General features: G+C 71.0%; 25 protein-coding genes, 1 tRNA gene and 2 pseudogenes. 17 read left to right on the top strand and 11 right to left on the bottom strand.

Going from position 1 to position 26,409, the window contains the following annotated elements:
• The first annotated feature begins 14 nt into the window (after positions 1 to 14).
• Positions 15 to 1,895 (top strand): long-chain fatty acid--CoA ligase, encoded by a 1,881-nt coding sequence (locus GKE56_RS07580; protein ID WP_154684023.1) that lies wholly within the window; start codon positions 15 to 17, stop codon positions 1,893 to 1,895.
• On the opposite strand, the gene GKE56_RS07575 is transcribed toward GKE56_RS07580, so the two are convergent.
• Complete coding sequence (locus GKE56_RS07575; protein ID WP_154684022.1) at positions 1,892 to 2,497, bottom strand: protein-L-isoaspartate O-methyltransferase; 606 nt, start codon at positions 2,495 to 2,497, stop codon at positions 1,892 to 1,894. The genes GKE56_RS07580 and GKE56_RS07575 overlap by 4 nt on opposite strands.
• Before the next feature lie 132 nt (positions 2,498 to 2,629).
• Here GKE56_RS07575 and GKE56_RS07570 point away from each other — a divergent pair, with 132 nt between their 5' ends.
• Positions 2,630 to 3,760 (top strand): esterase family protein, encoded by a 1,131-nt coding sequence (locus GKE56_RS07570; RefSeq protein WP_154684021.1) that lies wholly within the window; start codon positions 2,630 to 2,632, stop codon positions 3,758 to 3,760.
• A 77-nt stretch (positions 3,761 to 3,837) separates the two neighbouring features.
• Here the strand turns inward: GKE56_RS07570 and GKE56_RS07565 are convergent, their stop codons facing one another.
• Positions 3,838 to 4,722 (bottom strand): SGNH/GDSL hydrolase family protein, encoded by an 885-nt coding sequence (locus GKE56_RS07565; protein ID WP_154684020.1) that lies wholly within the window; start codon positions 4,720 to 4,722, stop codon positions 3,838 to 3,840.
• A 137-nt stretch (positions 4,723 to 4,859) separates the two neighbouring features.
• Between GKE56_RS07565 and GKE56_RS07560 the strand changes: the two genes are divergently transcribed.
• Together GKE56_RS07560 and GKE56_RS07555 are read left to right on the top strand one after the other, a co-directional pair.
• The gene (locus GKE56_RS07560; protein WP_154684019.1) at positions 4,860 to 6,860 is read left to right on the top strand and encodes a TIGR03960 family B12-binding radical SAM protein; all 2,001 of its coding nucleotides are present in this window, start codon (positions 4,860 to 4,862) and stop codon (positions 6,858 to 6,860) included.
• 131 nt (positions 6,861 to 6,991) lie between these two features.
• Positions 6,992 to 7,960 (top strand): type IV toxin-antitoxin system AbiEi family antitoxin domain-containing protein, encoded by a 969-nt coding sequence (locus tag GKE56_RS07555; protein WP_154684018.1) that lies wholly within the window; start codon positions 6,992 to 6,994, stop codon positions 7,958 to 7,960.
• Positions 7,961 to 8,038: 78 nt separating this feature from the next.
• On the opposite strand, the gene GKE56_RS07550 is transcribed toward GKE56_RS07555, so the two are convergent.
• The 4 genes from GKE56_RS07550 to GKE56_RS17830 form a co-directional block, all read right to left on the bottom strand.
• Positions 8,039 to 8,662, bottom strand: a complete 624-nt coding sequence (locus GKE56_RS07550; protein ID WP_154684017.1) for a hypothetical protein — start codon at positions 8,660 to 8,662, stop codon at positions 8,039 to 8,041.
• 111 nt (positions 8,663 to 8,773) lie between these two features.
• On the bottom strand, positions 8,774 to 9,136 hold the full coding sequence (locus GKE56_RS17355; protein WP_230209264.1) for a hypothetical protein: 363 nt from the start codon (positions 9,134 to 9,136) through the stop codon (positions 8,774 to 8,776).
• Complete coding sequence (locus GKE56_RS17835) at positions 9,109 to 9,516, bottom strand: aminotransferase class III-fold pyridoxal phosphate-dependent enzyme (protein ID WP_255424985.1); 408 nt, start codon at positions 9,514 to 9,516, stop codon at positions 9,109 to 9,111. Before GKE56_RS17835 ends, GKE56_RS17355 begins: the two co-directional genes overlap by 28 nt.
• Positions 9,459 to 10,139 carry an aminotransferase class III-fold pyridoxal phosphate-dependent enzyme gene (locus GKE56_RS17830; protein WP_255424984.1) on the bottom strand — a complete coding sequence of 227 codons (681 nt, stop codon included), beginning with the start codon at positions 10,137 to 10,139 and terminating at the stop codon, positions 9,459 to 9,461. Before GKE56_RS17830 ends, GKE56_RS17835 begins: the two co-directional genes overlap by 58 nt.
• Before the next feature lie 84 nt (positions 10,140 to 10,223).
• Here GKE56_RS17830 and GKE56_RS07540 point away from each other — a divergent pair, with 84 nt between their 5' ends.
• The 6 genes and pseudogenes from GKE56_RS07540 (at position 10,224) to proB (ending at position 17,658) form a co-directional block, all read left to right on the top strand.
• Positions 10,224 to 10,976: a TIGR03936 family radical SAM-associated protein gene (locus GKE56_RS07540; protein WP_154684016.1), complete on the top strand. Its 753-nt coding sequence runs from the start codon at positions 10,224 to 10,226 to the stop codon at positions 10,974 to 10,976.
• A 171-nt stretch (positions 10,977 to 11,147) separates the two neighbouring features.
• The gene (locus GKE56_RS07535; protein WP_154684015.1) at positions 11,148 to 14,009 is read left to right on the top strand and encodes an Rne/Rng family ribonuclease; all 2,862 of its coding nucleotides are present in this window, start codon (positions 11,148 to 11,150) and stop codon (positions 14,007 to 14,009) included.
• Between the two features lie 214 nt (positions 14,010 to 14,223).
• The gene (gene rplU, locus GKE56_RS07530) at positions 14,224 to 14,532 is read left to right on the top strand and encodes a 50S ribosomal protein L21 (protein WP_154684014.1); all 309 of its coding nucleotides are present in this window, start codon (positions 14,224 to 14,226) and stop codon (positions 14,530 to 14,532) included.
• 36 nt (positions 14,533 to 14,568) lie between these two features.
• The gene (gene rpmA, locus GKE56_RS07525; protein WP_154684013.1) at positions 14,569 to 14,838 is read left to right on the top strand and encodes a 50S ribosomal protein L27; all 270 of its coding nucleotides are present in this window, start codon (positions 14,569 to 14,571) and stop codon (positions 14,836 to 14,838) included.
• A gap of 168 nt (positions 14,839 to 15,006) precedes the next feature.
• Positions 15,007 to 16,537 (top strand): annotated as a pseudogene (gene obgE, locus GKE56_RS07520) (GTPase ObgE).
• A complete protein-coding gene (gene proB / locus GKE56_RS07515) occupies positions 16,534 to 17,658 on the top strand; it encodes a glutamate 5-kinase (RefSeq protein WP_154684012.1) in 1,125 nt (374 codons plus the stop codon). The pseudogene obgE and the gene proB overlap by 4 nt, the downstream one beginning before the upstream one ends.
• 40 nt (positions 17,659 to 17,698) lie before the next feature.
• Here proB and pdxY read toward each other — a convergent pair whose 3' ends face one another.
• Positions 17,699 to 18,556, bottom strand: a complete 858-nt coding sequence (gene pdxY / locus GKE56_RS07510; protein WP_154684011.1) for a pyridoxal kinase PdxY — start codon at positions 18,554 to 18,556, stop codon at positions 17,699 to 17,701.
• Between the two features lie 132 nt (positions 18,557 to 18,688).
• Between pdxY and GKE56_RS07505 the strand changes: the two genes are divergently transcribed.
• On the top strand, positions 18,689 to 19,981 hold the full coding sequence (locus tag GKE56_RS07505; protein ID WP_154684010.1) for a glutamate-5-semialdehyde dehydrogenase: 1,293 nt from the start codon (positions 18,689 to 18,691) through the stop codon (positions 19,979 to 19,981).
• 58 nt (positions 19,982 to 20,039) lie between these two features.
• Positions 20,040 to 20,735 carry a bifunctional 2-polyprenyl-6-hydroxyphenol methylase/3-demethylubiquinol 3-O-methyltransferase UbiG gene (locus GKE56_RS07500; protein ID WP_154684009.1) on the top strand — a complete coding sequence of 232 codons (696 nt, stop codon included), beginning with the start codon at positions 20,040 to 20,042 and terminating at the stop codon, positions 20,733 to 20,735.
• Here the strand turns inward: GKE56_RS07500 and GKE56_RS17350 are convergent.
• Both GKE56_RS17350 and GKE56_RS17345 read right to left on the bottom strand, forming a co-directional pair.
• The gene (locus tag GKE56_RS17350) at positions 20,635 to 21,033 is read right to left on the bottom strand and encodes a hypothetical protein (RefSeq protein ID WP_230209263.1); all 399 of its coding nucleotides are present in this window, start codon (positions 21,031 to 21,033) and stop codon (positions 20,635 to 20,637) included. The genes GKE56_RS07500 and GKE56_RS17350 overlap by 101 nt on opposite strands.
• The gene (locus tag GKE56_RS17345; RefSeq protein WP_230209262.1) at positions 21,027 to 21,668 is read right to left on the bottom strand and encodes a glycosyltransferase family 2 protein; all 642 of its coding nucleotides are present in this window, start codon (positions 21,666 to 21,668) and stop codon (positions 21,027 to 21,029) included. Before GKE56_RS17345 ends, GKE56_RS17350 begins: the two co-directional genes overlap by 7 nt.
• 741 nt (positions 21,669 to 22,409) lie before the next feature.
• Between GKE56_RS17345 and GKE56_RS07490 the strand changes: the two genes are divergently transcribed.
• The 5 genes and pseudogenes from GKE56_RS07490 (at position 22,410) to GKE56_RS07470 (ending at position 24,456) form a co-directional block, all read left to right on the top strand.
• Complete coding sequence (locus GKE56_RS07490; protein WP_154684008.1) at positions 22,410 to 22,643, top strand: hypothetical protein; 234 nt, start codon at positions 22,410 to 22,412, stop codon at positions 22,641 to 22,643.
• 17 nt (positions 22,644 to 22,660) lie between these two features.
• On the top strand, positions 22,661 to 23,251 hold the full coding sequence (gene nadD / locus GKE56_RS07485) for a nicotinate-nucleotide adenylyltransferase (RefSeq protein WP_195908275.1): 591 nt from the start codon (positions 22,661 to 22,663) through the stop codon (positions 23,249 to 23,251).
• Between the two features lie 7 nt (positions 23,252 to 23,258).
• Positions 23,259 to 23,634: pseudogene (rsfS, locus tag GKE56_RS07480) on the top strand (ribosome silencing factor).
• Between the two features lie 7 nt (positions 23,635 to 23,641).
• On the top strand, positions 23,642 to 24,289 hold the full coding sequence (locus tag GKE56_RS07475; RefSeq protein WP_154684007.1) for a histidine phosphatase family protein: 648 nt from the start codon (positions 23,642 to 23,644) through the stop codon (positions 24,287 to 24,289).
• A gap of 91 nt (positions 24,290 to 24,380) precedes the next feature.
• Positions 24,381 to 24,456: transfer RNA gene (locus GKE56_RS07470), tRNA-Ala, on the top strand.
• Between the two features lie 511 nt (positions 24,457 to 24,967).
• Here the strand turns inward: GKE56_RS07470 and GKE56_RS07465 are convergent.
• Positions 24,968 to 25,570, bottom strand: coding sequence for a TetR/AcrR family transcriptional regulator (locus GKE56_RS07465; protein WP_154684006.1), 603 nt, complete (start codon positions 25,568 to 25,570; stop codon positions 24,968 to 24,970).
• A 59-nt stretch (positions 25,571 to 25,629) separates the two neighbouring features.
• Positions 25,630 to 26,364 (bottom strand): SDR family oxidoreductase, encoded by a 735-nt coding sequence (locus GKE56_RS07460; protein ID WP_154684005.1) that lies wholly within the window; start codon positions 26,362 to 26,364, stop codon positions 25,630 to 25,632.
• Positions 26,365 to 26,409 lie beyond the last annotated feature (45 nt).

Here is a 26,409-nt window from a genome sequence, read left to right as displayed (position 1 = left end):
AGTGAGGCAGGCCCATGACGACGCAGGCCCGGCAGAGGCCCAGTGCAGCCACCGAGCAGGTCAGGCAGGACGTGATCGACCAGCGCGCGCCCAGCGTGGCGCACCTGTTCCGCGCCCGCGTCGACCAGAGCCCGAATGCCGAGGCCTTCCGGTTCCCGGACGGGCAGAACTGGCGGTCGGTGACCTGGGCGCACGTCCAGGAGCAGGCCTACCGCCTGGCCGCCGGTCTGGTCGCGCTGGGCGTGCAGCCGCAGGACCGGGTGGCGATCGCCTCGGCCACCCGGTACGAGTGGGTCGTGGCCGACCTCGCGGTGATGTGCGCGGGTGGGGCGACCACCACCATCTACCCCACGACCATCGCGCCCGACGTGTCGTACATCCTGGCCAACTCGGGCAGTGTCGTGGTCTTCGCCGAGGACGACGACCAGATCGCCAAGCTGCGTGAGCGTCGCGTCGACCTGCCCGAGGTCTCGCGGGTCGTCACCTTCGACGGTACGGCCGACGGCGACTGGGTCATCTCGCTGACCGAGCTGGAGACGATGGGGCGTGAGCTGCTCAGCACGACGTCCTCGGCTGTGGACGATCGCATCGATGCGCTCACCGGGGACCGGCTGGCCACCATCATCTACACCTCGGGCACCACCGGCCGGCCCAAGGGGGTGCGCCTCACCCACGACGCCTGGACCTACGAAGCGGCGGCCGTCGACGCGGTCGGCATCCTCAGCCCGGACGACGTGCAGTTCCTGTGGCTTCCGCTCGCGCACGTCTTCGGCAAGGTCCTCCTGACGCTGCCCCTCCAGATCGGGTTCCCGACCGCGGTCGACGGTCGGGTCGACAAGATCGTCGACAACCTCGCCGTCCTGAGGCCCACCTTCATGGGGGCCGCGCCGCGGATCTTCGAGAAGGCGTACGGCCGGATCACGACCACCGTGGCAGGCGAGGGAGGCCCGAGGGCCAAGCTCTTCGCCTGGGCCACCGCAGTCGGGGCCAAGGTCGCCGACCTGCGGGCCGCGGGCCACGAACCGACCGGGCTGCTGGCGGGCCAGTACGCGTTGGCCGACCGGCTGGTCCTGGCCAAGGTGCGCGACCGGTTCGGGGGCCGGATCCGGTTCTTCATCTCCGGATCCGCCGCCCTCAACCGCGACGTCGCGCGGTGGTTCGACTCCGTGGGCCTGGTCATCCTCGAGGGCTACGGGCTCACCGAGACCAGCGCAGCGTCGTTCGTGAACCGTCCGGCGACGAACCGGATCGGGACGGTGGGCTGGGCCCTGCCCGGCACCGAGGTGATGATCGCCGCGGATGGCGAGGTGCTGCTGCGCGGACCGGGCGTCATGGAGGGCTACCACGACAAGCCCGAGGAGAGCGCGCAGGCCAAGGACGCCGACGGGTGGCTGCACACCGGCGACATCGGCGCCTTGGACGAGCTCGGGTACCTGCGGATCACCGACCGGAAGAAGGACTTCTTCAAGACCTCGGGTGGCAAGTACGTCGCGCCGGCCCTGATCGAGTCGACCTTCAAGGGCCTGTGTCCGTACGTCAGCCAGATCATGGTCTACGGGGCCGACCACAACTTCGTCACCGCGCTGGTCACCCTCGACCCCGAGGCGATCCAGGAGTGGGCGCAGGCGCGCGGGATCGGCGGTGGGTATGCGCAGGTCGTGACCTCGCCGGAGGCACGCGAGATGGTCCAGACGTACGTCGACACGCTCAACGTGAACCTCAACCGCTGGGAGCAGGTCAAGAAGTTCACCATCCTCGACCACGACCTGACCATCGAGGACGGCGACCTCACCCCGAGCCTGAAGCTGCGGCGCAAGGCGGTCAGCGAGAAGTACCAGCCGACGCTCGACGCGCTCTACACGAACGAGTCGACCCGGGCTCTCGGCACGAGCTAGTCGACCAGGGGCCCCGGCGGCGGGTCGGCGACGAGGGGCACGAACCGGTACCACCCGTGCTCCTCGACGTGGGGAACGTCCGCCCCGGCAGCGGGGGCGACGACCCGCAGCATCCGTCCCGACACGGGGATGACCAGCACGCCCCGCGGCGTGAGCTGCGCGACGAGCTCCGCGGGGAGCACCCGGGCCTGGGCGGACACCAGGATGCGCTCGAACGGCGCCTGCGCGGGCAGGCCCAGCGCGTGGGGCACCGCCGGGCCCACCTGTGCCCACGGCATACCGGAGGCGCGCACGTTGCCCGCCCCGAAGCTGGCGAGGTCGGGCACCCGCTCCACCCCCCACACCTGGCCCGACGGCCCGGTCAGCCACGCGAGCAGGGCCGTGGTCCAGCCCGAGCCGCACCCGACGTCGAGCACCCGGTCGCCGGGGCGGACGTCGAGCAGCTCCAGCATGCGGCGTACCGTGGTGGGCTGGCTGTTGGTCTGGCCGTGACCGATGGGCAGCGGGGCGTCGCGTTCGCTGTGTCGCTGCTGGTCGGCTGGGAGGAACGCGCGACGGGGCACGGCATCCATGGCCTGCGCCACGCGGCTGGGCGGGCCCATCTGGCCAGTATGCCGCGCACTCGCAGCCGTGGGGTTCCTGTGCGGACGCTGAGAACGACCAGTGGGTTCCCAGCATTTCCACGGCTGGCTCTCACACTGGGATGCAAGGCTGGTGACGACTGAGGAGGTGCTGTGGTCCCGCTGCTCGGGTGGCAGTTCGAGACCCTGCTCGCAGGGCTCTTGGTCGTCGTGATGGCCGCGACCCTGCTCCTGTGGCCCAGGGTGGTCGGGCCACGGGTGCTCAGGGGTGCCCAGCGCGTCGGGATGGTGCTGGTCTGCCAGGTCGCCGCTGTGCTCCTGGTGGGTGCGGCGGTGAACAACTACGGCTACTTCTACGGCACGTGGAGCGACCTGTTCGGGACCGGCTCGCAGCAGGTCGTGGCAGCCCCGCAGTGGCCCCAGGGTCACTTCGGCCGCACCATGGTCGTGCCGGCCGTCACGGTGGCCAAGCCCACGCCGTGGTCGCCTGCCTCGGCCGCCACGGTCAGGGGAAAGGTGGAGTCGCTGCGCATCCACGGCGCCCGCAGCGGCCTGACCGAAGACGCGCTCATCTACCTTCCGCCCCAATACTTCCAGCCGGCCTACGCCCACCACCAGTTCCCGGCGGTCGAGATGCTCACCGGCTACCCCGGGGTGACTGCGAGCCTGGTCAGCCGGCTGCACGTGCCCGAGCTGTACCTTGCGGAGCTGACCCACCACCGGGCCGCACCGATGGTCGTCGTCATGCTGCGACCGACCGTGGCCCCGCCGCGCGACACCGAGTGCACCGACGTGCCGGCCGGCCCCCAGGCCCTCACCTACCTGTCGCAGGACGTCCCGACCGCGGTGGACGGGCTGCTGCGGGTCCGACCGCTCGACTGGGGCGCGATGGGCGAGTCGACCGGTGGCTACTGCGCCGTCAAGGAGGCGATGCTGCACTCCGACGTCTTCAGGGCCGCGGTGTCGCTGTCGGGGTACTACCACACGCTCGAGGACCCGACGACGGGCAACCTCTGGGGCGGGTCCCAGGTGCTGCGGAACCTCAACAGCCCCGAGTGGCTGCTCGCGCACCAGCCCGCACCGCCGGTCTCCGTGCTCGCCTCGATCGGCCAGGCGGAGGGCGGACTGGGCGGGTTCAGCGACCTGCGCCGGTTCCTGTCACTGGTCCGGCCGCCGATGACCGCCTCGTCGATCATCGTGCCCGGCGGTGGTCACAACTACGCCAACTGGGCCCGGGTGCTGCCGACCGGGTTCGACTGGTTGTCGGCGCGGCTCCACGCCTAACCCACCGCTCCCATCGCCTCACCCAGCGCGCAACCCAGCGCGCAACCCATCGCCTCACCCAGCGCGCAACCCAGCGCCTACCCCAAGGCCCCCAGCGAGTCGGCCTGGATGAGGGTCTGGGCGATCAGCCGGTGTCCTGCCGCGTTCGGGTGGTCCCCGTCGTCCGCGAGCAGCGCGGTCGGGTTGCGGTCACCAGCACCCTCGAAGGGCTCGTAGAGGTCGACGCACGAGTCGCCGGCCTGGGCTGCCGCCGTGCAGATGTGGGCGTTCGCGGACCGCGTCACTGCGGCACTCCACGGCCCGAAGCTCTTGCCGTAGTCGGCATCCGCGACGTCGCCGTCCTCGAACACGTTCCAGTAGGTCGTCACGAGGATGTGCGCGCCCGCCGGCACGAGCGTCCCGAGGCGCGTCAGCACCGCCGCCAACCGGGTGCCCATGAGGTCCGTCGCCGGCTCGATGCAGGAGGTGTCGCACCCACCCTTCTGCCACCGCCCGATCAGCGGGTTGAGGTCGTTGGCTCCGATGGTGAGCACGACGACGCCGGCCCGGGACAGCTGGACCCGGGCCGCGACGGAGTCGAGCTGCTCCGACAGGCTCATGCTCGTGAGGCCGGCGACCCCGAGGTTCACCGCCTCGGTCGGCCGGTGGGCACGCTGCCGCAGCAACGCGGCATACAGGGCGATGAACGTCGTGCAGTCGCACGCGAAACCCGAGGTCACCGAGTCGCCGAGCCCGACGACGACGACCGGCGAGGTGTCGGCGGTCGTGGACGTAGTGGCCGTGATGGGGGTCTTCGTGGGGGTCGCGGGCGTCGGCGTCGCGGGCGTGGCCGTGGCGGGCGCGGCCACCGTGGCCTGCCCGGCCATCGGTGCCGTCGTCATGGCGGCGCTCGAGCAACCGGTGAGCGCGGCGAGCAGGAGGGCCAGCGCGCCGACGGCGAGCCGTGTCCGGGGTGCGGGCATGCCCGGCAGGGTAAAGGGTCAAACTGGGAGTCGCCCGTCGAGCCCGCCATGGGCGCGCCGCCGATCCGTCGCGGATGCGCAGCGGATGCGTCGCGGATGCGCGTTCATCGCGGAGGCCCGGTTACCCTTGGGCCATCATGAACCACACCCCGGGAGCCACCGTCTTTCCTGCCCTCGAGCCCTTGCTCGAGCAGGTCAGCAAGCCGATCCAGTACGTCGGCGGCGAGCTCAACTCGACCGTCAAGGACTGGAACTGCGGCGGTCACGGCCCAGGCGGCGAGGAACTGACCACCCGCTGGGCGCTGATGTACCCCGACGCCTACGAGGTCGGCGTGCCGAACCAGGGCGTCATGATCCTCTACGAAGTGCTCAACGAGCGCGCGGACGCCCTCGCCGAGCGCACGTATGCCGTGTGGCCCGACCTCGAGGCACTGATGCGCGCGAGCGCCGTACCCCAGTTCACCGTCGACGCCCACCGCAGCGTGCGCGACTTCGACGTGCTCGGGCTGTCGTTCTCCACCGAGCTCGGCTACACCAACATGCTCACCGCGCTCGACCTCGCCGGCATCCCGCTGCACGCGGACGCGCGGACCGATGCGGACCCCATCGTCGTCGCCGGGGGCCACGCAGCGTTCAACCCCGAGCCGATCGCCGACTTCATCGACGCGGCCATCGTCGGCGACGGCGAGGAGGCGGTGCTCGCCGTCACCGACCACATCGGTGCGTGGAAGGCGCAGGGTATGCCGGGCGGCCGCCGCGAGCTGCTGCTGCGCCTGGCGCGCACCGGCGGGGTGTACGTGCCCTCGCTCTACGACGTCTCCTACCTGCCCGACGGCCGGATCCAGCGGGTCGCTCCCAAGGCCGACGCCCACGGGGTGCCGTGGCGGGTGTCGAAGCACACCGTCATGGACCTCGACGCGTGGCCGTACCCCAAGCAGCCGTTGGTGCCGCTGGCCGAGTCGGTGCACGAGCGCATGTCGGTCGAGATCTTCCGTGGCTGCACGCGGGGCTGCCGGTTCTGCCAGGCCGGCATGATCACCCGCCCGGTGCGCGAGCGCTCGATCACCGGGATCGGCGAGATGGTGGAGCGCGGGCTCGCGGCCACCGGGTTCGAGGAGGTCGGGCTGCTGTCGCTGTCCTCGGCGGACCACTCCGAGATCGCTGACATCACCAAGGGGCTGGCCGACCGGTACGAAGGGACCCAGACCGGCCTGTCGCTGCCGTCGACGCGCGTGGACGCGTTCAACATCGACCTCGCCAACGAGCTCACCCGCAACGGGCGGCGCTCGGGACTGACCTTCGCCCCCGAGGGCGGCAGCGAGCGCATCCGCAAGGTCATCAACAAGATGGTGTCCGAAGACGACCTCATCAGCACGGTCGCGGCGGCCTACGGCGCGGGGTGGCGTCAGGTCAAGCTCTACTTCATGTGCGGCCTGCCGACCGAGACCGACGAAGACGTGCTCCAGATCGCCGAGCTCGCCAAGAAGGTCATCGAGACCGGCCGCCAGGTCTCCGGGCGCCGCGACATCCGCTGCACGGTGTCGATCGGCGGCTTCGTGCCCAAGCCGCATACGCCGTTCCAGTGGTGTGGCCAGCTCGGGGCGCCGGAGACCGACGCGCGCCTGGCCAAGCTGCGCGACGCGCTCCGGTCCGACCGGCGGTACGGCTCGTCGATCGGCTTCCGCTACCACGACGGCAAGCCCGGCATCGTCGAGGGCCTGCTCTCGCGCGGCGACCGACGGGTGGGTCGGGTCATCGAGCAGGTCTGGTGCGACGGCGGACGGTTCGACGGCTGGAGCGAGCACTTCTCGTACGACCGGTGGATGACCGCTGCCTCCACGGCCCTCGCGGATCTCCCCGTCGACGTCCCGTGGTACACCACCCGTGAGCGGGGCGAGTCCGAGGTGCTGCCGTGGGACCACATCGACTCCGGGCTCGACAAGGAGTGGCTGTGGGCCGACTGGCAGGACGCGCTCGACGAGACCGAGGTCGACGACTGCCGGTGGACGCCGTGCTTCGACTGCGGGGTCTGCCCTCAGCTGGGCACCGAGATCGAGGTCGGGCCCACGGGCAAGACGCTCCTGCCGCTGACCGTGCTGGGCGCAGGGCGCTCGGACCTGGTAGCCCACCAGCACTGAGCGAGGGCTCTGCCGCGAGTCTTTGAGGGATCTGGGTTGTCCTGGCAGCCCAGACCCCTCAAAGACTCGGGTCCGCGCGACCCTGTGGATGAGCGAGCGCCTCACGGTCGCCGCCCGGGCACCCTGGGCTGGTGGCTGTCGACTGGACCGCGCTTCGCCGACTCGCCGACCACCAGTCGGGGATGCTGACCCGGGCGCAGTGCCTCGAGGCGGGTGTGCCGTTGGCGATGCTGAGGTGGCGGGTGGACTCGGGCAGGTGGGTCCGCGTGCACGAGGGCGTGTTCCTCACGGTTCCCGGGCGCGACGACTGGCGCACCGCCGCGACGGCAGCGCTCCTGCGGGCACTGTCCGGCAGCCCCGCCGCGGACGCCGCTCTGTGTGGCGACAGCGCGGCATACCTCTGGGGGCTACGACCACACCCTCCGCGAACCATCGAGCTCGTGGTTCCGCAACGTCGAAGCGTGGCCCGACCGTCCGGGGCGACGGTCCGACGTTCGATGCGCTGGGACGACCTCGTGCACGACCGCGCCTTCCCCTGGCGAACCACGGCCGCCGCGACCGTGCTGGACGTCGCGACGCGCGGCAGCCGGCTCGACGCCCTGTCGTTGGTGGCGCGTGCGGTTCAGCGAGAGCTGACGACGGTGTCCGAGCTCTGGGCCGAGCTGGTGGCGCGCGGTGGTCACCGGCACAGCGCCCTGTTGCGCACTGCCCTGGCCGAGATCGACGAGGGTGGCGAGAGCGGGGCGGAGCTGCTGTTCGTCCGCGACGTCGAGCGAGCCCACGGACTGCCGCGCTCGCTCCGGCAGGAGGCTTCCGACCTGGGCCGCCGCCGGTACCACGACTTCGACTATGCCGAGTACGGCCTGCTCGTCGAGGTGGACGGGCGGCTCGGGCACGAGCAGTGGCGCGACCGGGTGCGCGACGGGCAGCGCGACCGGCAACAGCTGACCCGGGCGCGAGTGACCACGCGCGTGTTCTGGCCGGATGTGGCGGTGACCCCGTGCGATACCGCGGGTGAGCTCGGCTCCATCCTGGGCAGCCGCGGATGGCCAGGACGACCGCGTCCGTGTCGGCGCGCGGGCTGCAGCCTCCGGCGGTGACACGTTGCGGTGAGTCTTTGAGGGGTCTGGGCTGCCCTGGCAACCCAGACCCCTCAAAGACAAGGGTGACCGTGACGGCTAGCTGGTCATCCCCGCCATGGGCGCGCTGGCGAACCACGGGTGGTGCAGGTCGAGGTACCGCACGTCGTTCATCATGGCCATTTCGTCGGCCCAATCCCGCTGGGCCTGCTCGGGCAGCTCCTTCTGCTCGCCCTCGCGCGCCTCGGCCTCACTGCGGAACGCCACCGTCTCGGTGAACCAGCCATCGGGTTCCATGCCGATCGTGCCGCCGATGATCTCGGGGCGCTGCTCGTGCAGCATGTCCATCGGCTGCTCCATGAAGTGGCGGAACCGCTCCGGGTCGCTCACCCGGCCCTGGATCACCTGGACGAAGCCGGCGTCGTCGGAACCGCCGTTAAGGAACATCACGGCGTTGTCGCAGTCGTGGAACGACGCCGGTCCGTCGAAGCAGGCCTCCATGCGGCTCCACCACTCGCCCTGCTCGGGCTTGGTCGAGTTCCGCGCCGCGGCCTCGCGGCTCTCGAAGCGGACGACCCCGACGAACTCGTTGTCGTCCGTGATGCCGTAGGTCCCGCCGAGCCAGCCCTGCGCGGACGACCCCATCTGGTCGCGCCACTCGTCGCTGAGCCGGCGCATCTCGCCCGCGTCGCGCACCTTTCCCTGGATGATCTGGATGAACACCGTCAGCCCTCCGCATCTCGCCACCGGCCGCTTCACCCTGAAGTGGTCAACTTTCGAAGGTACGCCCGGCCCCCGGCGCTGTCATCCGTCACCAACGCCACCAAGCGGACATCACGCCCAGAGTGCGCCCACCACCTCGCGGAACACCTCGGTATGCCGGTCGACGTCGGCGCGCGACGTGTCCGGGCACATCAGGGCCATGTTGTGGAACGGCGTCATGAGGATGCCGCGGTTGCACAGGGCCAGGTGGAGGTAGGCGTCGAGCGCGTCGTCCGCAGCTGCCGCTGACTCCTCGCCGGTCCGGGGCGCGGGACGGGTGAACCGGTACTCCGCCCGGGCGCCCAGCCGACTGACCGACCACGGGACGTCGAGCTCGTCGAAGGTCCGCTGGACCCCCGCTGCGAACGCGGTGGCTAGCTCGGTCATGTGGGCGAAGGCCTCGGGCGTCAGGACCTCGCCGAGGGTCGCGCGCATCGCGGCCGTCGACAGGGCGTTGCCCGCCAGGGTGCCGCCGACCCCCCGACATCGACGATGTCCGCGTCGCCAGCGGCCGTGTGCCGGGTGACGGCCGCGGCGACCTCGCGGCTGATGCCGTACGCCCCGCTGGGGATGCCGCCACCGATCGACTTGCCGATCACCACGATGTCGGGCTCGAGCTTCCACTCGCGGGTCGCGCCACCCCAGCCCGCGGAGAAGGTGTGCGTCTCGTCGATCATGAGCAAGGTGCCGTGCTCGGTCGCCAGCCGGCGCAGGTCGTCGAGGAACCCGTCCTCCGGTAGGACGATCCCGATGTTGGTCAGCGCCGGCTCGGTGAGGATCGCCGCGACATCCCCGTGGGCGAGCGCGGCCTCCACCGAGGCAAGGTCGTTCCAGGTCGCGACGCGGGTGGTGAGGTCGAGGTCGACGGGGGAGCGACGTTGCCGGGGCGGCTTTGGGCCTTGCCGTCCGGACCGGGAAGCGCGAACGCCTCGTCGACGGACCCGTGGTAGCAGTACGCGAACACGAGCACCTTGGGGCGCCCCGTCGCGAGCCGGGCGAGCCGGATGGCCCAGCGGTTCGCGTCAGTGGCTGACAGCGTGAAGCTCCACAGCGGCATACCGAAGCGCCGCTCCAGCTCGGCACCCACCCACTGCGCGTCCTGCGTCGGCAGCATCGTCGTGATGCCGCCGAGCTCACCCGCGCGCCGCTGCACGGCGGCCACGGTGGCGGCGGGGGAGTGGCCCGCCATGGCGCCGGTGTCCCCGAGCGCGAAGTCGACGTAGGTGTGCCCGTCGACATCGGTGACCCGGTTGCCGGTGGCGTGGTCGAGGTAGAGGGGGAAGCCGCCGGACCACATGTTCATCCACGTCATGGGGACGCCGCCGAAGAGGTTGCCGGCGGCAGCGAAGAGCTCGCGGCTGCGGGGGTGGTTCGCGGTGTATGCCGCCTGCTCACGGTCAAGGAGCGCCGTCAGGCGGGCGCGATCGAGTTCAGCCATGGCGTCACGCTAGAGGGGCGCGCGGTGCGGGGGTGCACATCTGCGGATTCCGTACCTGCGGGCGGCGCGGCATACGCTCCTGCCATGGCACGACAGCGCGTTCCCGAGGGACCACCGCCGGAGCCCGCGGTCCAGAAGCTGCGGGTGCGCTACGCCAAGCGCGGGCGGCTGAGGTTCTCGTCGACACGTGACTTCCAACGGGCGCTCGAACGAGCCCTGCGGCGTGCCGGTGTCCCCATGGCCTTCTCGGCCGGGTTCCACCCCCACCCCAAGATCTCGTACGCGAACGCGGCCCCCACCGGCACCGCGAGCGAGGCCGAGTACTTCGAGATCTCGGTCACCGAGCGGGTCGACCCCGACTCGGTGCGGGTCGCTCTCGGCGACGCGCTGCCCGACGGCCTCGACATCCTCCAGGTCGTCGAGGCCGAGCCCGGGGCGCTCGCCGACCGGCTCCAGGCCAGCGACTGGGTGATCGAGTTCCGAGGGGTGGAGTCGGGTGAGCTCCGCCGGGCCGTCGACCAGCTCCTCGCCCTCGAGCGCGCCGAGGTGACCCGCACCTTCAAGACCGGGCCGAAGACCTTCGACGTGCGCTCGGCCGTCGTGTCGATGGACGTATCCACCTCACCGCGGCCGGACTGTGCGATACTGCGGATGGTCGTACGGCACACCACACCGGCCGTACGCCCCGACGACGTCCTGACCGCGCTGCGAGCAGTAACCGAGCTGGCTCCACCGACACCACCCCTGGTGACCCGGCTGGCGCAAGGCCCGCTGCACACCGCAACCGCTGGGGTGGCTGATCCACTGGCTGCCGACAAGGACGACGACGGCGCCTGAGCTGGTGCCGCGCGACCTGCGCGAGCCTCGACGGGCGTAGCCAACCGACTTCCGTGTCGATGGCAGCCGCCACCGACACGACGCTTGATGCGCACCACGCGGCTGATCGGAGTGGCCCTCGCGGGTCCTCGGGTGTGGCCCTCGCCTCGTGGGTGACGGAAGGACGCCGCGATGGCATCCACAGAAGACCTGTTCCAGTCCACCGAGACGACCGCCACCGGCGACGCCGACGCTCCTCGCGAGGCGAGCGTGGGCGACGAGTCCACCGGCGGTGCCCCTGCGCCCGCCCGAAAGCGCGCCCGACGCGCCACCAAGAAGGCCTCGGCTCCGGCCCCGGTCTCCGCGCCGACCGCGGACGACCCGACCCCGGAGCCCACCGACGCCGCGGCGTCCGCCCCGAAGGTTGCCGAAAAGAAGGCGGCCAAGAAGACGGCGAAGAAGACCGCGAGGAAGGCCGCCACGAAGCGGGCGAGCACGAAGGGCGCCACCGCGCCCGAGGCGCCGGTGGAGGAGGTCGACGGCGTCGAGGCCACGGGGGAGCCGAACGAGCCGAACGAGCCGAACGAGCCCGAGGCGTCGCAGCAGCCGCCCGCCGTACCCAGCTTCGGTCTGCTGTTCCAGGCCCCCGACGTCGCCGCCGCCGCGCCTGCGCGGTCCGCGCGCCGGGCCACCCGCAAGGCGGCCGCTCCGGCAGGGCCGGCCGGCGAGCGGGCAGCCGAGACGGCTGGGGAGAAGCCTGCGACGCGCGAGGAGCCTGCGGCGGAGCCGGAGGACCTCGAGACCGACCACCCGACCGATGACCTCGACTCCGACACGTCCGAGGCCGGTCGCCGTCGCCGTCGCCGCGGCGGCAAGGGCCGCGGCCGTGGTCGCGGTGGCGCGGAGGACTCCAGCGGAGACGCCAAGGACTCCAGCGGGGGTGGCCAGGACGCCAGCGCGTCCGGCGCCGAGCCCCAGGACCGGGACGCCGAGGGCGACGACTCCGGCCACGGCCCCGACTCCGAGGCCGACTCCGACTTCGACGGCGACGGCACCTCGACCCGGCGTCGTCGTCGTCGCCGCCGCGGCGGTTCCGCCGCCGAGAACGACGACCCGCCCGGCACCGTGACCAAGGTCCGCGAGGCGCGCCGTGACGAGCCCCAGAGCGTCAAGGGCTCCACGCGCCTCGAGGCCAAGAAGCAGCGCCGCCGCGAGGGCCGCGAGGCCGGTCGCCGCCGCACGATCATCACCGAGGCCGAGTTCCTCGCCCGTCGGGAGAGCGTCGAGCGGGTCATGGTCGTGCGCGAGCGCGGTGGCAAGACCCAGATCGGCGTGCTCGAGGACGGCGTGCTCGTGGAGCACTACGTGTCCCGCGAGACCAACGCGTCGATGGCCGGCAACGTCTACCTCGGCCGCGTCCAGAACGTCCTGCCGTCGATGGAGGCCGCCTTCGTCGACATCGGCAAGGGCCGCAACGCCGTGCTGTACGCCGGTGAGGTCAACTGGGACGCCTCGGGCCTGGAGAACAACCAGCCCAAGCGCATCGAGAACGCCCTGAAGTCGGGCGACTCGGTGCTCGTCCAGGTGACCAAGGACCCGATCGGCCACAAGGGCGCTCGCCTCACGAGCCAGATCTCGCTGCCCGGCCGCTACCTCGTCTACGTGCCCGAGGGCTCGATGACGGGCATCTCCCGCAAGCTCCCCGACACCGAGCGCAGCCGCCTGAAGGGCATCCTCAAGGAGGTCGTGCCCGACAGCGCCGGGGTCATCGTGCGCACCGCGGCCGAGGGGGCCAGCGAGGACGAGCTGCGCGCCGACGTCGAACGCCTCACCAAGACGTGGGAGAAGATCGCGCAGAAGGCCGAGTCGAAGTCCAAGGCGAAGGGCGGCGCGCCCGTCCTCGTCCACGGGGAGCCGGACCTCACCGTCCGCGTCATCCGGGACGTGTTCAACGAGGACTTCACCTCGCTGGTGGTCGCCGGTGACCAGGCGTATGCCGAGGTCAGCGAGTACCTCGGCGATGTCGCCCCCGACCTCGCGGAGCGCCTCCAGAAGTGGACCTCGCAGGAGGACCTCTTCACCCACCACCGGGTCGACGAGCAGATCGCCAAGGCGATGGACCGCAAGGTCTGGCTGCCCTCGGGTGGCTCGCTCGTGATCGACCGCACCGAGGCCATGACGGTCGTCGACGTAAACACCGGCAAGTTCGTCGGCTCGGGCGGCAACCTCGAGGAGACGGTCACCAAGAACAACATCGAGGCGGCCGAGGAGATCGTGCGCCAGCTCCGGCTGCGCGACATCGGCGGCATCATCGTCATCGACTTCATCGACATGGTCCTGGAGTCCAACCGCGACCTCGTCGTGCGGCGGCTGCTCGAGTGCCTGGGCCGGGACCGCACCAAGCACCAGGTCGCCGAGGTCACCTCGCTCGGCCTGGTCCAGATGACCCGTAAGCGGGTCGGCTCCGGGCTGATCGAGGTCTTCTCCGAGACCTGCGAGCACTGCGGGGGTCGCGGCATCATCGTCCACGCCGACCCGGTGGAGCGGTCCTCCGGTGGAGACGGTGGTAGCGGTGGTGGTGGCGCCAACCAGGGTGGGACCGGACAGGCCCGCACCGGCCGCGGTCGTCGCGGGCGTGCAGTCGCCAGCGCTGCGCCCGCCGAGCCGAGCGCGCCCGCGCACGGCGGACCGACTCCGGCGCAGATCGCCGCGGCGGCGCACGCTGCGGCCCTGAAGTCGACCAGCGACCACCACGACGACGAGCACGACGAGCACGGTTCGATCGACTCGTTCGGGCACGCGGACCGCTACGACGGCACCGACCTCGACGAGGCGACGGTCACGCCGGTCACGGCAGCCGACACGACCAGCACGCCGGCCAGCTCGACGCCCCCGGTCACGCCGGTCACGCCAGCCGACACGACCAGCACGCCGGCCAGCTCGACGCCGAAGCGCCGCAAGCGAGGCCGGGTGGTGGCCCCTGCCGGACCGCCGCGTCCGGTCACGGACGGGGCGGACACCACCCCGGCAGAAGCGACGTCGGACGCGTCCTGACCGATCGGGCAGCGGCGCGGGCTGACCCGCGCCGCCGCCCGGCTCCGGCCGGTTTGTTCGCGGGGCCTTCCACCCGGTAATCTTGCCCCTTGGTGCGCCCACCGTCCGGCGTCCGCGCGAGAGTCACCTCGACCGAGCTGATTCAACCGTGGGTCGCTGCCGGCCGGTTCAGACAGAGAGCGCGTGCCTCCCGAAGTACGAAAGAGAGTTCCCCGTGTACGCGATTGTTCGCGCAGGTGGCCGCCAGGAGAAGGTTTCCGTCGGCGACGTCCTCATCATCGACAAGGTCGGTGGCAAGGCCGGCGACAGCTTCGACCTGACCCCCTTGCTCGTGGTCGACGGCTCCACCGTCACCAGCGACGCTGACAAGCTCGCCAAGGTCACCGTCACCGCCGAGGTCGTCAAGGCCGCCAAGGGCCCCAAGATCACGATCATCAAGTACAAGAACAAGACGGGCTACAAGAAGCGTCAGGGCCACCGTCAGCACCTGACCCAGGTCAAGATCACCGCGATCGACGCCTGAGTCCCGGATCACAGAACGTAGAAGGCAGGTACTGACATGGCACACAAGAAGGGTGCGTCTTCGACCCGTAACGGTCGGGACTCCAACTCCCAGCGACTCGGCGTGAAGCGCTTCGGCGGCCAGCTCGTCAACGCGGGCGAGATCATCGTCCGCCAGCGCGGCACGCACTTCCACCCCGGTGAGGGCGTCGGCCGCGGCAGCGACGACACGCTGTTCGCGCTCGTCGCGGGCAACGTCGAGTTCGGCACGCGTCGTCGTCGCCGGGTCGTCAACATCGTCCCGCTGGAGACCGCGGACGCCAGCTGATCTTTGAGGTATGCCGCGTGGCCCAGCCGCGCGGCATACCGCCTCGAAGGGGGCGGGCCTGAACTGGGCCCGCTCCCTTCCTGCGTTCCCCACCTAGACCCGTCCTAGACCCCTCCTAGAATCGGGGGGCGCATCCATGCATAGAGACCGCACAGAGAGAAGAGCCCCATGACCACGTTCGTCGACCGCGTCGTGCTGCACGTCGCCGCCGGCGACGGTGGCCACGGAGTCGCTTCGGTCAAGCGCGAGAAGTTCAAGCCCCTCGGTGGGCCCGACGGAGGCAACGGCGGCCACGGGGGCGATGTGACGCTCCGGGTCGATGGCCAGGCCACGACCCTGCTCGACTACCACCGCCACCCGCACCGCAAGGCGACCAACGGCAAGCCCGGGGCCGGCGACGAGCGCAACGGCGCCGACGGCGACGACCTGGTGCTGCCCGTGCCCGCTGGCACGGTCGTCAAGGACGCCGACGGCACGGTGCTGGCGGACCTGGTGGCCCCCGACGCTGAGTTCGTGGCGGCCCGTGGCGGTCGCGGTGGGCTGGGCAACAAGGCGCTGTCGTCGGCCCGGCGCAAGGCCCCCGGTTTCGCCCTGCTCGGCGAGCCCGGTGACGAGCTCGACATCGTCCTCGAGCTCAAGTCCCTGGCCGATGTGGCCCTGATTGGGTTCCCCCTCCGCGGGCAAGTCCTCCCTCGTCGCGGTCGTGTCGGCGGCGCGTCCCAAGATCGCCGACTACCCGTTCACCACCTTGGTCCCCAACCTGGGCGTGGTCCAGGCGGGGGAGCAGCGGTTCACCGTCGCCGACGTGCCCGGGCTGATCCCCGGCGCGAGCCAGGGCAAGGGGCTCGGGCTGGAGTTCCTGCGCCACGTCGAGCGGTGCTCGGTGCTCGTGCACGTCATCGACTGCGCCACCCTCGAGCCCGGTCGCGACCCGATGACCGACCTCGACGTGATCGAGCGGGAGCTCTCGCAGTACGTCCCCGACGAGACCCTCGGCGGGCGCCCGTTGTCGGAGCGCACCCGGATCGTCGTGCTCAACAAGGCGGATGTCCCCGAGGCGCGTGAGCTGGCCGAGATGGTCAAGCCCGACCTCGAGGCCCGGGGGATCGAGGTCTTCATCGTCTCCGCGGTGGCCCACCTCGGACTGCGCGAGCTGACCTTCGCCATGGCCCGTCACGTCACGGCCGCGCGCGCCGAGATCGAGGCTGCCACCGCGGTGCCGAAGCGCATCGTGCTGCGGCCCAAGTCGGTCGACGACGCCGGCTTCACGATCGTCCACGAGAACACCCCCGACGGCGAGGTCTTCCGCATCGCGGGCGAGCGACCCACTCGCTGGGTGCGTCAGACGGACTTCTCCAACGACGAGGCCGTCGGCTACCTCGCCGACCGCCTCAACCGGGCCGGCGTCGAGGAGGCCCTGTTCAAGGCCGGGGCGGTCGCCGGGTCGACGGTCCTCATCGGCCCGCAGGACAACGCGGTCGTCTTCGACTGGGAGCCCACCCTCGCGACCGGCGCCGAGCTGCTCGGAGCGCGCGGCACCGACCTGCGCCTCGAGGACGCGGCCCGCCCCACCCGCGACGAGAAGCGCTCCGACTACGCCGCGCGACGGGCCGCCAAGACCGCAGCCCGCAGCGAGCTCGCCGCAGAGCGCAAGGCCGGCCACTGGGCTACGGCCCGTGAGGACGAGGACGACGAGTGAGCGGTGCCGACCGCCGGCTCGACGTCGCCCGGGCCACCCGACTCGTCGTCAAGGTCGGCTCGTCCTCGCTCACGGGCGCTGACGGCGGTTCGCTCGACGAGGGCCGGCTCGTCACGATCGTCGACACCCTCGCCCGCCGCCGCTTGGCCGGCCATCAGGTCGTGCTGGTCTCCTCGGGTGCCATCGCGGCAGGGATCACCCCCCTCGGCCTGACCCGACGGCCACAGGACCTCGCCACCCAGCAGGCCGCGGCCAGCGTGGGGCAGGGAGCCCTTGTCGCGGCATACCAGCGCGCCTTCGGCGCCCACAGACTCACGGTCGGGCAGGTCCTGCTGACGGCTGACGACGTGACCCGCCGGTCGCACTACACCAACGCGCGGCGCACGCTGGGGCGGTTGTTGGAGCTCGGCATCGTGCCGATCGTCAACGAGAACGACACGGTGGCCACCCAGGAGATCCGGTTCGGCGACAACGACCGGCTGGCCGCTCTGGTCGCCCATCTCGTGCACGCCGACGGCCTGTTGCTGCTCACCGATGTCGATGCCTTGTATGACGGGCCGCCCAGTCGTGCGGGCAGCAGCCGGGTGCCGCTCGTGGTGGGCGGCGCCGGGCTCGACGACGTGGTGATCGGGGGCACCGGGTCGAGCGTCGGCAGCGGCGGCATGGTGACCAAGGTCGAGGCCGCGTCGATCGCGAACGCCGCGGGCATCACCACGGTGCTCACCAGCGCCGACCGCATCCAGCAAGCGCTCGACGGGGCCGACGTGGGCACCGCCTTCGTCCCCAGCGGGTCGCGGCGCACGTCGCGCAAGCTCTGGCTGGCTCATGCCACGACGCCGCGGGGCCGGCTCGTCCTCGACGCGGGCGCGGTGCGCGCCGTGACCGAGCGGCGTACCTCGCTGCTGCCTGCCGGGATCTCCGCGGTCGAGGGCACCTTTGCCGAGGGTGACCCGGTCGACCTGTGCACCAGTGACGGACGGGTCATCGCGCGGGGCCTGGTCAACTACACCTCGGCCGAGCTGCCCGGCATGCTCGGCCGGTCGACCCGTGACCTGGCCCGCGAGCTCGGGCCCGAGTACGAGCGCGAGGTCGTGCACCGCGACGACCTCGCCCTGCTGTGACGTCGCGCTGCCCTGACCTCGGGCTGGTCTGACCCCGCCGTCAGCGCAGCACCTGCACGGCGAACCGCTCGTCGGGGTGGGCGATCGCCTCCTGGGCGGCGACGATCTGGATCTCGCGCTCACCCGAGCGCGCCGTCTCGGCCAGCACCGCCCACACCGAGGACGAGGTCCGGCCCAGCGCCATGGCGGTAGACCCCGTGTCGAGCAGGTGGGCGAGGAACAACGCCGCGGTGAGGTCGCCGGCACCGTTCACGGACACGGGCAACAGGGGAGTGCTGACCAGCCACGCTCCCGAGTCGTCGACGGCCAGCAGCTCCAGGGTGTCCTCGCCCATGCCGTCGTGGACCAGCGAGGTCACCAGCACGGTGCGCGGCCCCATGGCTCGCAGGTCCTCGACGGCCTCCAGCACGCCAGCCATCGTGGTCGTGCGCTCGCCGCGGCCGGTGAGGTAGTCGAGCTCGAAGTGGTTCGGGGTGGCGATGTCGGCGGCCGGGATGACGTGGTCCCGCATGAACTCGGGGATGCCGGGCCGGACGAAGAACCCGCGCCCGGTGTCGCCCAGCACCGGGTCGCAGCAGTAGACCGCGCCGGGGTTGACGGCCTTGACGCGCGCGACGGCGTCGAGGACGACCGCACCGACGTCCTCCGCTCCCTGGTAGCCGCTGAGCACCGCGGTGCAGCGCCCCAGCACGCCCCGTTCCTCGATCCCCGTCAGCACCTCACGGACCTCCTCCGCGGCCAGGAGCGGGCCTCGCCACTGGCCGTAGCCGGTGTGGTTGGAGAAGTGCACGGTGGCGACCGGCCAGACCTCGAGGCCCAGCCGCTGCAGCGGGAAGACCGCGGCACTGTTGCCGACGTGGCCGTAGGCGACGGTGGACTGGATGGACAGGATGCTCACCCGCCCCATTGAACCAGCGGACCGGCCCTGAACCAGCGGACCGGCACTGAACCAGCGGACCGGCACAGTGCAGGCGGTCCGGCGGACGGAACGGACGTCCTCGTGGCCGGCGCCCCGGCATACCCTTGGAGCATGGTGGAGCAGACCCAGAGCATCGACCCGGCCGCTGTCGCCCAGGTCGCCACCGTCGCGCGCGCCGCTCGCGTGGCCGCGCGCCGGCTGGCCCTCCTGCACCGCACGGAGAAGGACGCGGCCCTGCTCGCGCTCGCCGACGCGCTCGAGGCGGCCACCGACGAGATCGTCGCCGCGAACGGCGCAGACCTCGCCCGCGGCCGCGAGGCAGGTATGCCGCAGGGCCTGCTCGACCGCCTCGCGCTGGACGCCGCACGGGTTGCCGCCGTGGCGCAGGCGCTGCGTGACGTCGCCGCCCTGCCGGACCCGGTGGGTGAGGTCGTGCGGGGGTCGACGCTGGCCAACGGGCTGCAGATCCGCCAGGTGCGGGTACCCATGGGCGTGGTCGGCATGATCTACGAGGCGCGGCCCAACGTGACCGTCGACGCGGCCGGGCTGGGCCTGAAGTCCGGCAACGCCGTGATCCTGCGAGGTGGATCGGCAGCCGAGTCGACCAACCGCGCCCTGGTGGACGTGATGCGAGGTGCCCTTGCGTCCCAAGGACTTCCGCCCGAGGCGATCACCCTGCTCGAGGGTGGCCGCGACGCGGTGCGCGCGCTGCTCACCGCGCGCGGGCTGGTCGACCTCATCATCCCGCGAGGTGGTGCGGGCCTCATCCAGACGGTCGTCCTCGAGTCGACCGTCCCGGTCATCGAGACCGGCGTCGGCAACTGCCACGTCTACGTCGATGCCGCGGCAGACCTCGACAAGGCGCTGGCGATCGCGGTCAACGCCAAGACCCACCGCCCGAGCGTGTGTAATGCGGCCGAGTCGCTGCTCGTGCACGAGGGCGTGGCCGCTGACTTCCTGCCCAAGGTCCTGGCGGAGCTGTCGGGGGCCGGCGTCGTGCTGCACACCGACGCCGCGGCAGCGGCGGCGGCCGACACGGCAGGCGTTCCCCATGTGTCGGCCACCGACGAGGACTATGCGACCGAGTACCTCGCGCTCGAGCTGAGCGTCCGCGTGGTTCCCGACCTCGACGAGGCGCTCGACCACATCGCCCGCTACGGGTCCGGCCACACCGAGGCCATCGTCACGGAGGACCGCGCCGCGGCTCGGCGCTTCACCGCCGAGGTCGACGCGGCCGTGGTGATGGTCAACGCCTCGACCCGCTTCACCGATGGTGGCGAGTTCGGTTTCGGCGCCGAGATCGGGATCTCCACCCAGAAGCTGCATGCCCGCGGGCCGATGGCGCTGCCCGAGCTGACCACCACCAAGTGGATCGTCGAGGGCGACGGGCAGGTTCGCGCCTGAGCGACCCTGCGGCGGCTGCCGTCCGCGTGCGGCGAGCCTGCTGGCAGGATGACTGCTCGTGGAAGGCACTGAAGTCCGCAAGCTGGCGGCACTCGAGGACGCGCACTGGTGGTACCGCGAGCGCAGGCACCTGCTCGCCCGAGCCATCGAGGGGCTGACGCCGGGCCGCGCGCTCGATGTCGGGGCCGCCGGTGGGGGCAACACCCGGGTGCTGCAGGCCGCCGGCTGGTCGGTGGCGGCGCTCGAGTACGGCGCCGATGGTGCCGAGGTGGCGGCGGAGCGCAAGCTGGCCGTGCTGCGCGGCGATGCGACGTCCCTGCCGGTCGCCGACGACTCCCTCGACCTCGTCGTCGCCTTCGACGTCCTCGAGCACATCGTCGACGACGCCACGGCGGTGGCCGAGGTGCGGCGGGTGCTGCGGCCGCAGGGCCGGTTCCTCGTCGCGGTGCCGGCCGACCCGCGGCTGTGGTCCGAGCACGACGTCGCGGTCGACCACGTGCGGCGCTACACGCGCGCCACGCTCAGCCAGGTGCTGCAGCAGGGGGGTTTCGAGGTGACCTCCCTGACGTCGTGGAACGTCCTGCTGCGACCCGTCGTCGCCCTGCGCCGCCGGTCGTCCTCGGGCTCGGACCTCGAGCAGGTGCCCCGCGTCGTCAACGCCGGGCTGCGGGCGGTCGTGACGCTGGAGCGGTATCTGCCGGTGAAGGCGCTGCCGGGCGTGACTCTGCTCGCAGAGGCCCGTCCACGGACGTGACCGGGCCGGTCAGCGAGTCGTAGGCCACGTAGTAGGTCGGTCGTGCCTGGAGCTGCGCGTACATCCGCCCGACGTACTCGCCAAGGATCCCCACGCAGAGCAGCTGCACCGCGCCCACACCGGCGACGGCGACGACCGTGGAGGTCCAACCAGGAAGGGTGTCGCCGCGGGCCATCGACACCAGCGCGTAGGCGAGCAGGAGGATCGCCGCCACGCCGCCGAGCAGGCCGAGCCAGGTCGCGGCGCGCAACGGGGCGGTCGAGAACCCGGTCACGCTGTCGAGGGAGAGCTTCACCATCTTGGTGAGCGGGTACTTCGACTTGCCGGCTGCGCGCTCGTCGCGTCGGTACTCGACCCGCGCGGAGGGGGAACCCGAGCGCCGGCACGACGAACCGCAGGACGCGGTGGTGCTCCGGCAGGGCGTTCACGGCGTCGATCGTGGCGCGCGACATCAGCCGGTAGTCCCCGGCATCGACCTCGGCGTGCGTGCCGGACATGAGCCGGATGAGGCGGTAGAAGGCGCGGGCGCTGGCGCGCTTGAACAAGCGAGTCGCTGGACCGGTCGGTCCGCACGCCGTAGACGACATCGACGCCCTGCCGCGCGGCGGCCACCATCTCGGGGATCACCTCGGGCGGGTCCTGCAGGTCGGCATCGAGGGTGACCACGTGGGCCCCTCGGGCGCTGGCCAGGCCCGCCGAGATCGCCGCCTGGTGGCCGGCATTCGCACGCAGCCGCACGACCCGCAGCTCGGGCCACTCGCGCAGGATGCGCTGGAGGACGACGGGGGACTGGTCGGTGCTCCCGTCGTCGACGGCGACGATCTCGTAGGCCAGGTCGAGCGAGTCGGCAACTGGCCGGAGCCGCCGCACGAGGAGGGGCAGGACGTCTTCCTCGTTGTACACGGGGATGACGATGCTGAGCTCCGGGACCATGCACTCAGCGTACGGTCTGGGGCGTCCCGAGCGGCCCGGCGTTCCGGAACCCGCCCCACCCACGACGAAGGCCCCCCGAAGTATGAGTTCGAGGGGCCTTCGTCGGAGGCTCCCACCGGTGCTGGGCGAACCAGCCCCGGCAGAACTCCGAGGTGTGGCAGGTGCGGCCACCGAGGTGGCGCGCCTGTGCACGGGGTGGTGCAGCACTTTCTGGCCGGCGCGGCCGACAGCAGCCTCTGCTCCGTCTCGATCGCTCCGTCCCGGGCGGGCCGGGCGCGGTTTCCACTGCGACGGTGGCGTCCTGGCGATGCGGCGGGCCGCAGCACCACAACGATGCGATCTGGTCAGCGGGCTCGGAGTACCTCCGCGGCGTCGCCCACGGACCCCTCACCCGAAGGCTCTGGGGACCTCGACCAGGAAACCCGGTCAAGGCGGTCCACCGTTATCCGGCTGACCTGTGCTCTGCCCTGAGATCGGTGCGGGTTTCCCCGTCTCGACCCCCGGCCGGAGCGCGTGAGAGATTTCTAGTGCCCGGAATCGTTGCCCCGCAAGTGGTTTCGGAAACCATTTTTCGTCCACCGGTTTCCCACACCGTTGTCCACATCGCTGCGCGCTCACCACCGATGTTGTGCACACCCCTGTGCACAACATCGGTGGATAGCTTCGGTCACGAGTCAGGACCTGGAGGGGCTCGACCCGCGGTCGCGTGGGCGCACTGCTGAGCCGGGTACGCTGTGGCCCATGTCGTCCTTGTCGAACCTGTTCGCCGCTGCCGAGGAGCCCCCGCACCAGCTCCCCATGGCCCCGCTGGCCTTTGGTGTGCTCGCGTTCCTCGGGTTCCTCCTGCTCCTCGGGGTGCTGTGGTTCTTCCGGGGCACTGCGGCGAAGATCGCGGCGGGCAACCCCCACGTGCACGGCCACGACGCGCACGACGCTCACGACGGGCACAGCGACCACCAGGGCAGTCACCACTGACTATGCGGCTCGGAGTGATGGGCGGGACGTTCGACCCGATTCACCACGGTCACCTCGTGGCCGCCTCCGAGGTCCAGGCCCGGTTCGGGCTCGACGAGGTCGTCTTCGTCCCGACGGGGCTGCCCTGGCAGAAGGACGCCCTGGCCGTCAGCCGCCCCGAGCACCGCTACCTCATGACCGTGATCGCCACGGCATCCAACCCGCGGTTCACCGTGAGCCGGGTCGACATCGACCGCCCGGGTCCCACGTACACCATCGACACCCTGCGTGACCTGCGGGCCGAGCGGCCCGGGGCCGAGCTGTTCTTCATCACCGGTGCCGATGCGCTCGCCCAGATCCTCTCGTGGAAGGACGCCGATGAGCTGTTCCGCTTGGCCCACTTCATCGGGGTGACCAGGCCCGGCTACCCGCTGTCCGAGTCGGGACTGCCGGCCGACCGCGTCACCCTCGAGGAAGTGCCCGCCATGGCGATCAGCTCCACCGACTGCCGGGCGCGCGTCGAACGCGCCGAACCCGTCTGGTACCTCGTGCCAGACGGGGTAGTGCAGTACATCAACAAATATCACTTGTATGCCGCGGGCCAGCCTGCCGCTGCAGCCGCCGAGTAGGAGAGCAGTGCCCGCCACCGAACGTTCCCTCGATCTGGCCAGGACCGCAGCAGCGGCCGCCGACGAGAAGCTCGCCACCACCATTGCCGGGATCGACGTCAGCGAACAAGCTGGCCCTGACCGACGCCTTCGTCATCGTCTCCGCGAGCAGCGACCGTCAGGTCGGTGCCATCGTCGACGAGGTCGAGGACCAGCTGCGCGCCAAGGGCGCCAAGCCGATTCGCCGTGAGGGCGAGCGCGACGGGCGGTGGGTGCTCCTCGACTTCGGCGACATCGTCGTCCACGTGCAGCACGACGAGGAGCGCGAGTTCTACGAGCTCGAGCGGCTCTGGAAGGACTGCCCCGAGATCGACCTCGGCGTGCCCAAGCGCCGCGAGGCGTGAGCCGCTCGTGACGCCCGCAGGGCAGCCGTCGCCGGGTCGCTCGGCGCGACGCGTCATCGTGCTGCGCCACGGTGAGACCGACCACAACGCCCGAGGCGTCTGGCAGGGCCAGCTCGACAGCGACCTGTCGGGGCTCGGTCGTGAGCAGGCGCGGGCCGCGGCAGCCGCCCTCGCGGCATACCAGCCCTCCCTGGTGGTCGCCTCCGACCTCAAGCGCGCCGCCGAGACCGGCGACGAGGTGGCGCGGCTGTGCGACATCCCCATCTCCTACGACGCGCGCTGGCGCGAGATCCACGTGGGCGAGTGGGCGGGCATGACGGCGGCCGAGGTGAACGCCGAGTACCCCGAGGAGCGGCTGCGGCACCTGCGCGGAGAGGACTTCAAGCGCGGTGTCCACGGCGAGTCGCTCTCGGACGTGGCCCAGCGGGTGCGGTCGGGGCTCGACGACCTGCTCGACGACCTCGGGCCCGGCCAGACCGCGGTGGTGGCCACCCATGGCGTGACCGGGCGCGTCGTGATCGCCGAGCTCGTGGACCTCGACCGCCTCACCGCGTGGCGGGTGCTCGGTGGGTTCGGCAACTGTCACTGGGCCGAGGTGGTCGAGGCCGAGACCGGCTGGCGCATCCAGACCTGGAACGCCTCGGCTTCGTCGTGACGGGTCCCTGCGGCTGACCCGATTTGGTGAAACGGGTGGGTCACTGGGTAAACTTCCGCAGTCCCCTTCGGGGGTATCCCCTCGGGAGTCCGGGGCTGTGGCGCAGCTGGTAGCGCACTTCCATGGCATGGAAGGGGTCAGGGGTTCGAATCCCCTCAGCTCCACCAGATACGAGATGGCCCCTAGCCAGCGGAAACGCTGGTCAGGGGCCATCTCGCTTGCCACCGCCAATGACATCATCCGGGCCCTGGAATCGCCCATGCTTGACTGACTGCTTGACTGACACGTGACTCAAGGGCACGTTTCGCCCATCGTGGGAGTCCCCGGAGGTCCGCTGACGTGCGTGGACGTGCGAAGCTCTCCCTGTCACTTCCCATGCCGGGAAGGAGTCAGAGCAGCTGGCTCGTGCAGGGCTGGGTTCTGGACGTCGCAGTCAGGTGGGACGCCGGGTGCGCAACTTCCCGTGTCCGGCAAAGTGGGCGTCCGGCCCGTGGCGCGGAGTGACACATCCGCGCGCGGATTGAAAGCACCTGATTGCCTGGGCCACGCTGCGCGACGTGTTCCCCGAGACCCGCGCCCTTCCACCTCGCGCGGGCTGGGGGGCGGTCGCCGACCATGCCCTCACCTCGGCGCAGGAGCAGGCGAAGGCGAGCGCTTCGGTGCTGACTGCCGACGGCATCACGCGCGTAGCAGAACCTGGACTTGGTTACGTATCTCGTGCACGAGGTCGTCGACCGGGTTGGCGATGTTGATCGTCGCGGCCATGCTGACGAACATGATCGCCGAGACGATGTGCGCGAGCGTCACGGCGTCGCCGGAGTTGATGCGATCGTGCCGCTGAAGCACGTCGGCGATCGCCCTTTCGGTCTGCACGGTCAGGTTGAGCGCGTCGCGGTGGTGCGGCTCCTCGGGGTCGCCGAAAACGATCTCTCGTAGGTAGGTCCGTCCGTTGTCGACCTGTTTGCGGTTGCACTCCACGACAGGGCGGACGATCGCCATCACCGCGTCGAGCATGTCGGGGATGGTCTCGGCCGCCCTCCTGCCCTGGGTTAGCGCATCGGCGTAGGTCGAGTTCTGCACGAGCAGCAGGAGCTCGCCCTTGTTCTTGGCGTAGAGGAACAATGTGCCCGCACCGATGTCGGCCTTGTCGGCGATCTCCTGGGCGGTGACCTCGTCGACTCCGCGCTCGGCGAAGAGTTCTCGTGCGGCGGCGGTGATGCGGTCGAGCTTCTGCTGTTTGTTCCGCTCACGCCGTCCGACGGGTTGGGAGGTGAGTGGCATGGCTGCCGCCCTTCTCTGCGGTGTGGGCTCCTGGGGTGTGGGCTCGAATGTGCCGGCGCTCATTCTTCCACGGCGGTGAGAGGAGCCCTCATATCGCGGAGCTCCGGGTAGAGCGCCCCGACCGGTCCGCTTAGAGCCGCCTTGACTTGGGAGGTCAGGTCATCGGCGATGACCTCGTACTCGTCGGCCTCGACTGCGTCGTAGACCTTGGTCACGAGTTCCGTTGGCTGCATCTTGGGCCCGTCCGCGTGCGCGGCCATGCGGGTCTCGACGTAGCCCATGTGGACACCAGTGACGTGGACGTCCCGGGGCGCGAGCTCGAGACGCAATGAGTTCGTGGCCGACCAGAGCGCGGCCTTGGCGGCGCTGTAGATCCCGCCGAACGCGTACCAGCTGGCGACCGAGTGCACGTCCACGAGGATGGACTGCGGCTTAGCGGTGAGGGTCGGCGTGAACGCACGCGCGAGGAAGACAGGCCCGAAGAAGTTGGTCTCCATGTTTGTCCGGATGTCCGCGTCGGTCACCTCCAGCAGGCTTGCGCTTGGCGGGTTGGCGCCGGCGTTGTTGATGAGGACCGTCACGTCTTGCGCTGCGGCCACGGCCGCGGCAATGGACGCGGCGTCGGTGACGTCGAGGGTGAGGGGGACGATGCGCTCGTCACCCCAGGACCGAGGAGTGCGGGCAGTGGCGTAGACCTTCGCCGCGCCTCGCGAGAGAGCCTGATGGACGAAGTTGGTTCCGATGCCGCCGTTTGCCCCGGTGACCAGGACGACTGCTCCGTTCAGGGAAGGCATGTTTGCGTTCCTTTCTGTTTGTGGGATGGGCGCACGCCGACGAGC

This window comes from Nostocoides sp. HKS02 (assembly GCF_009707485.1).
Lineage (GTDB): Bacteria > Actinomycetota > Actinomycetes > Actinomycetales > Dermatophilaceae > Pedococcus.
This window is presented reverse-complemented; position numbering and strand designations above follow the sequence as displayed.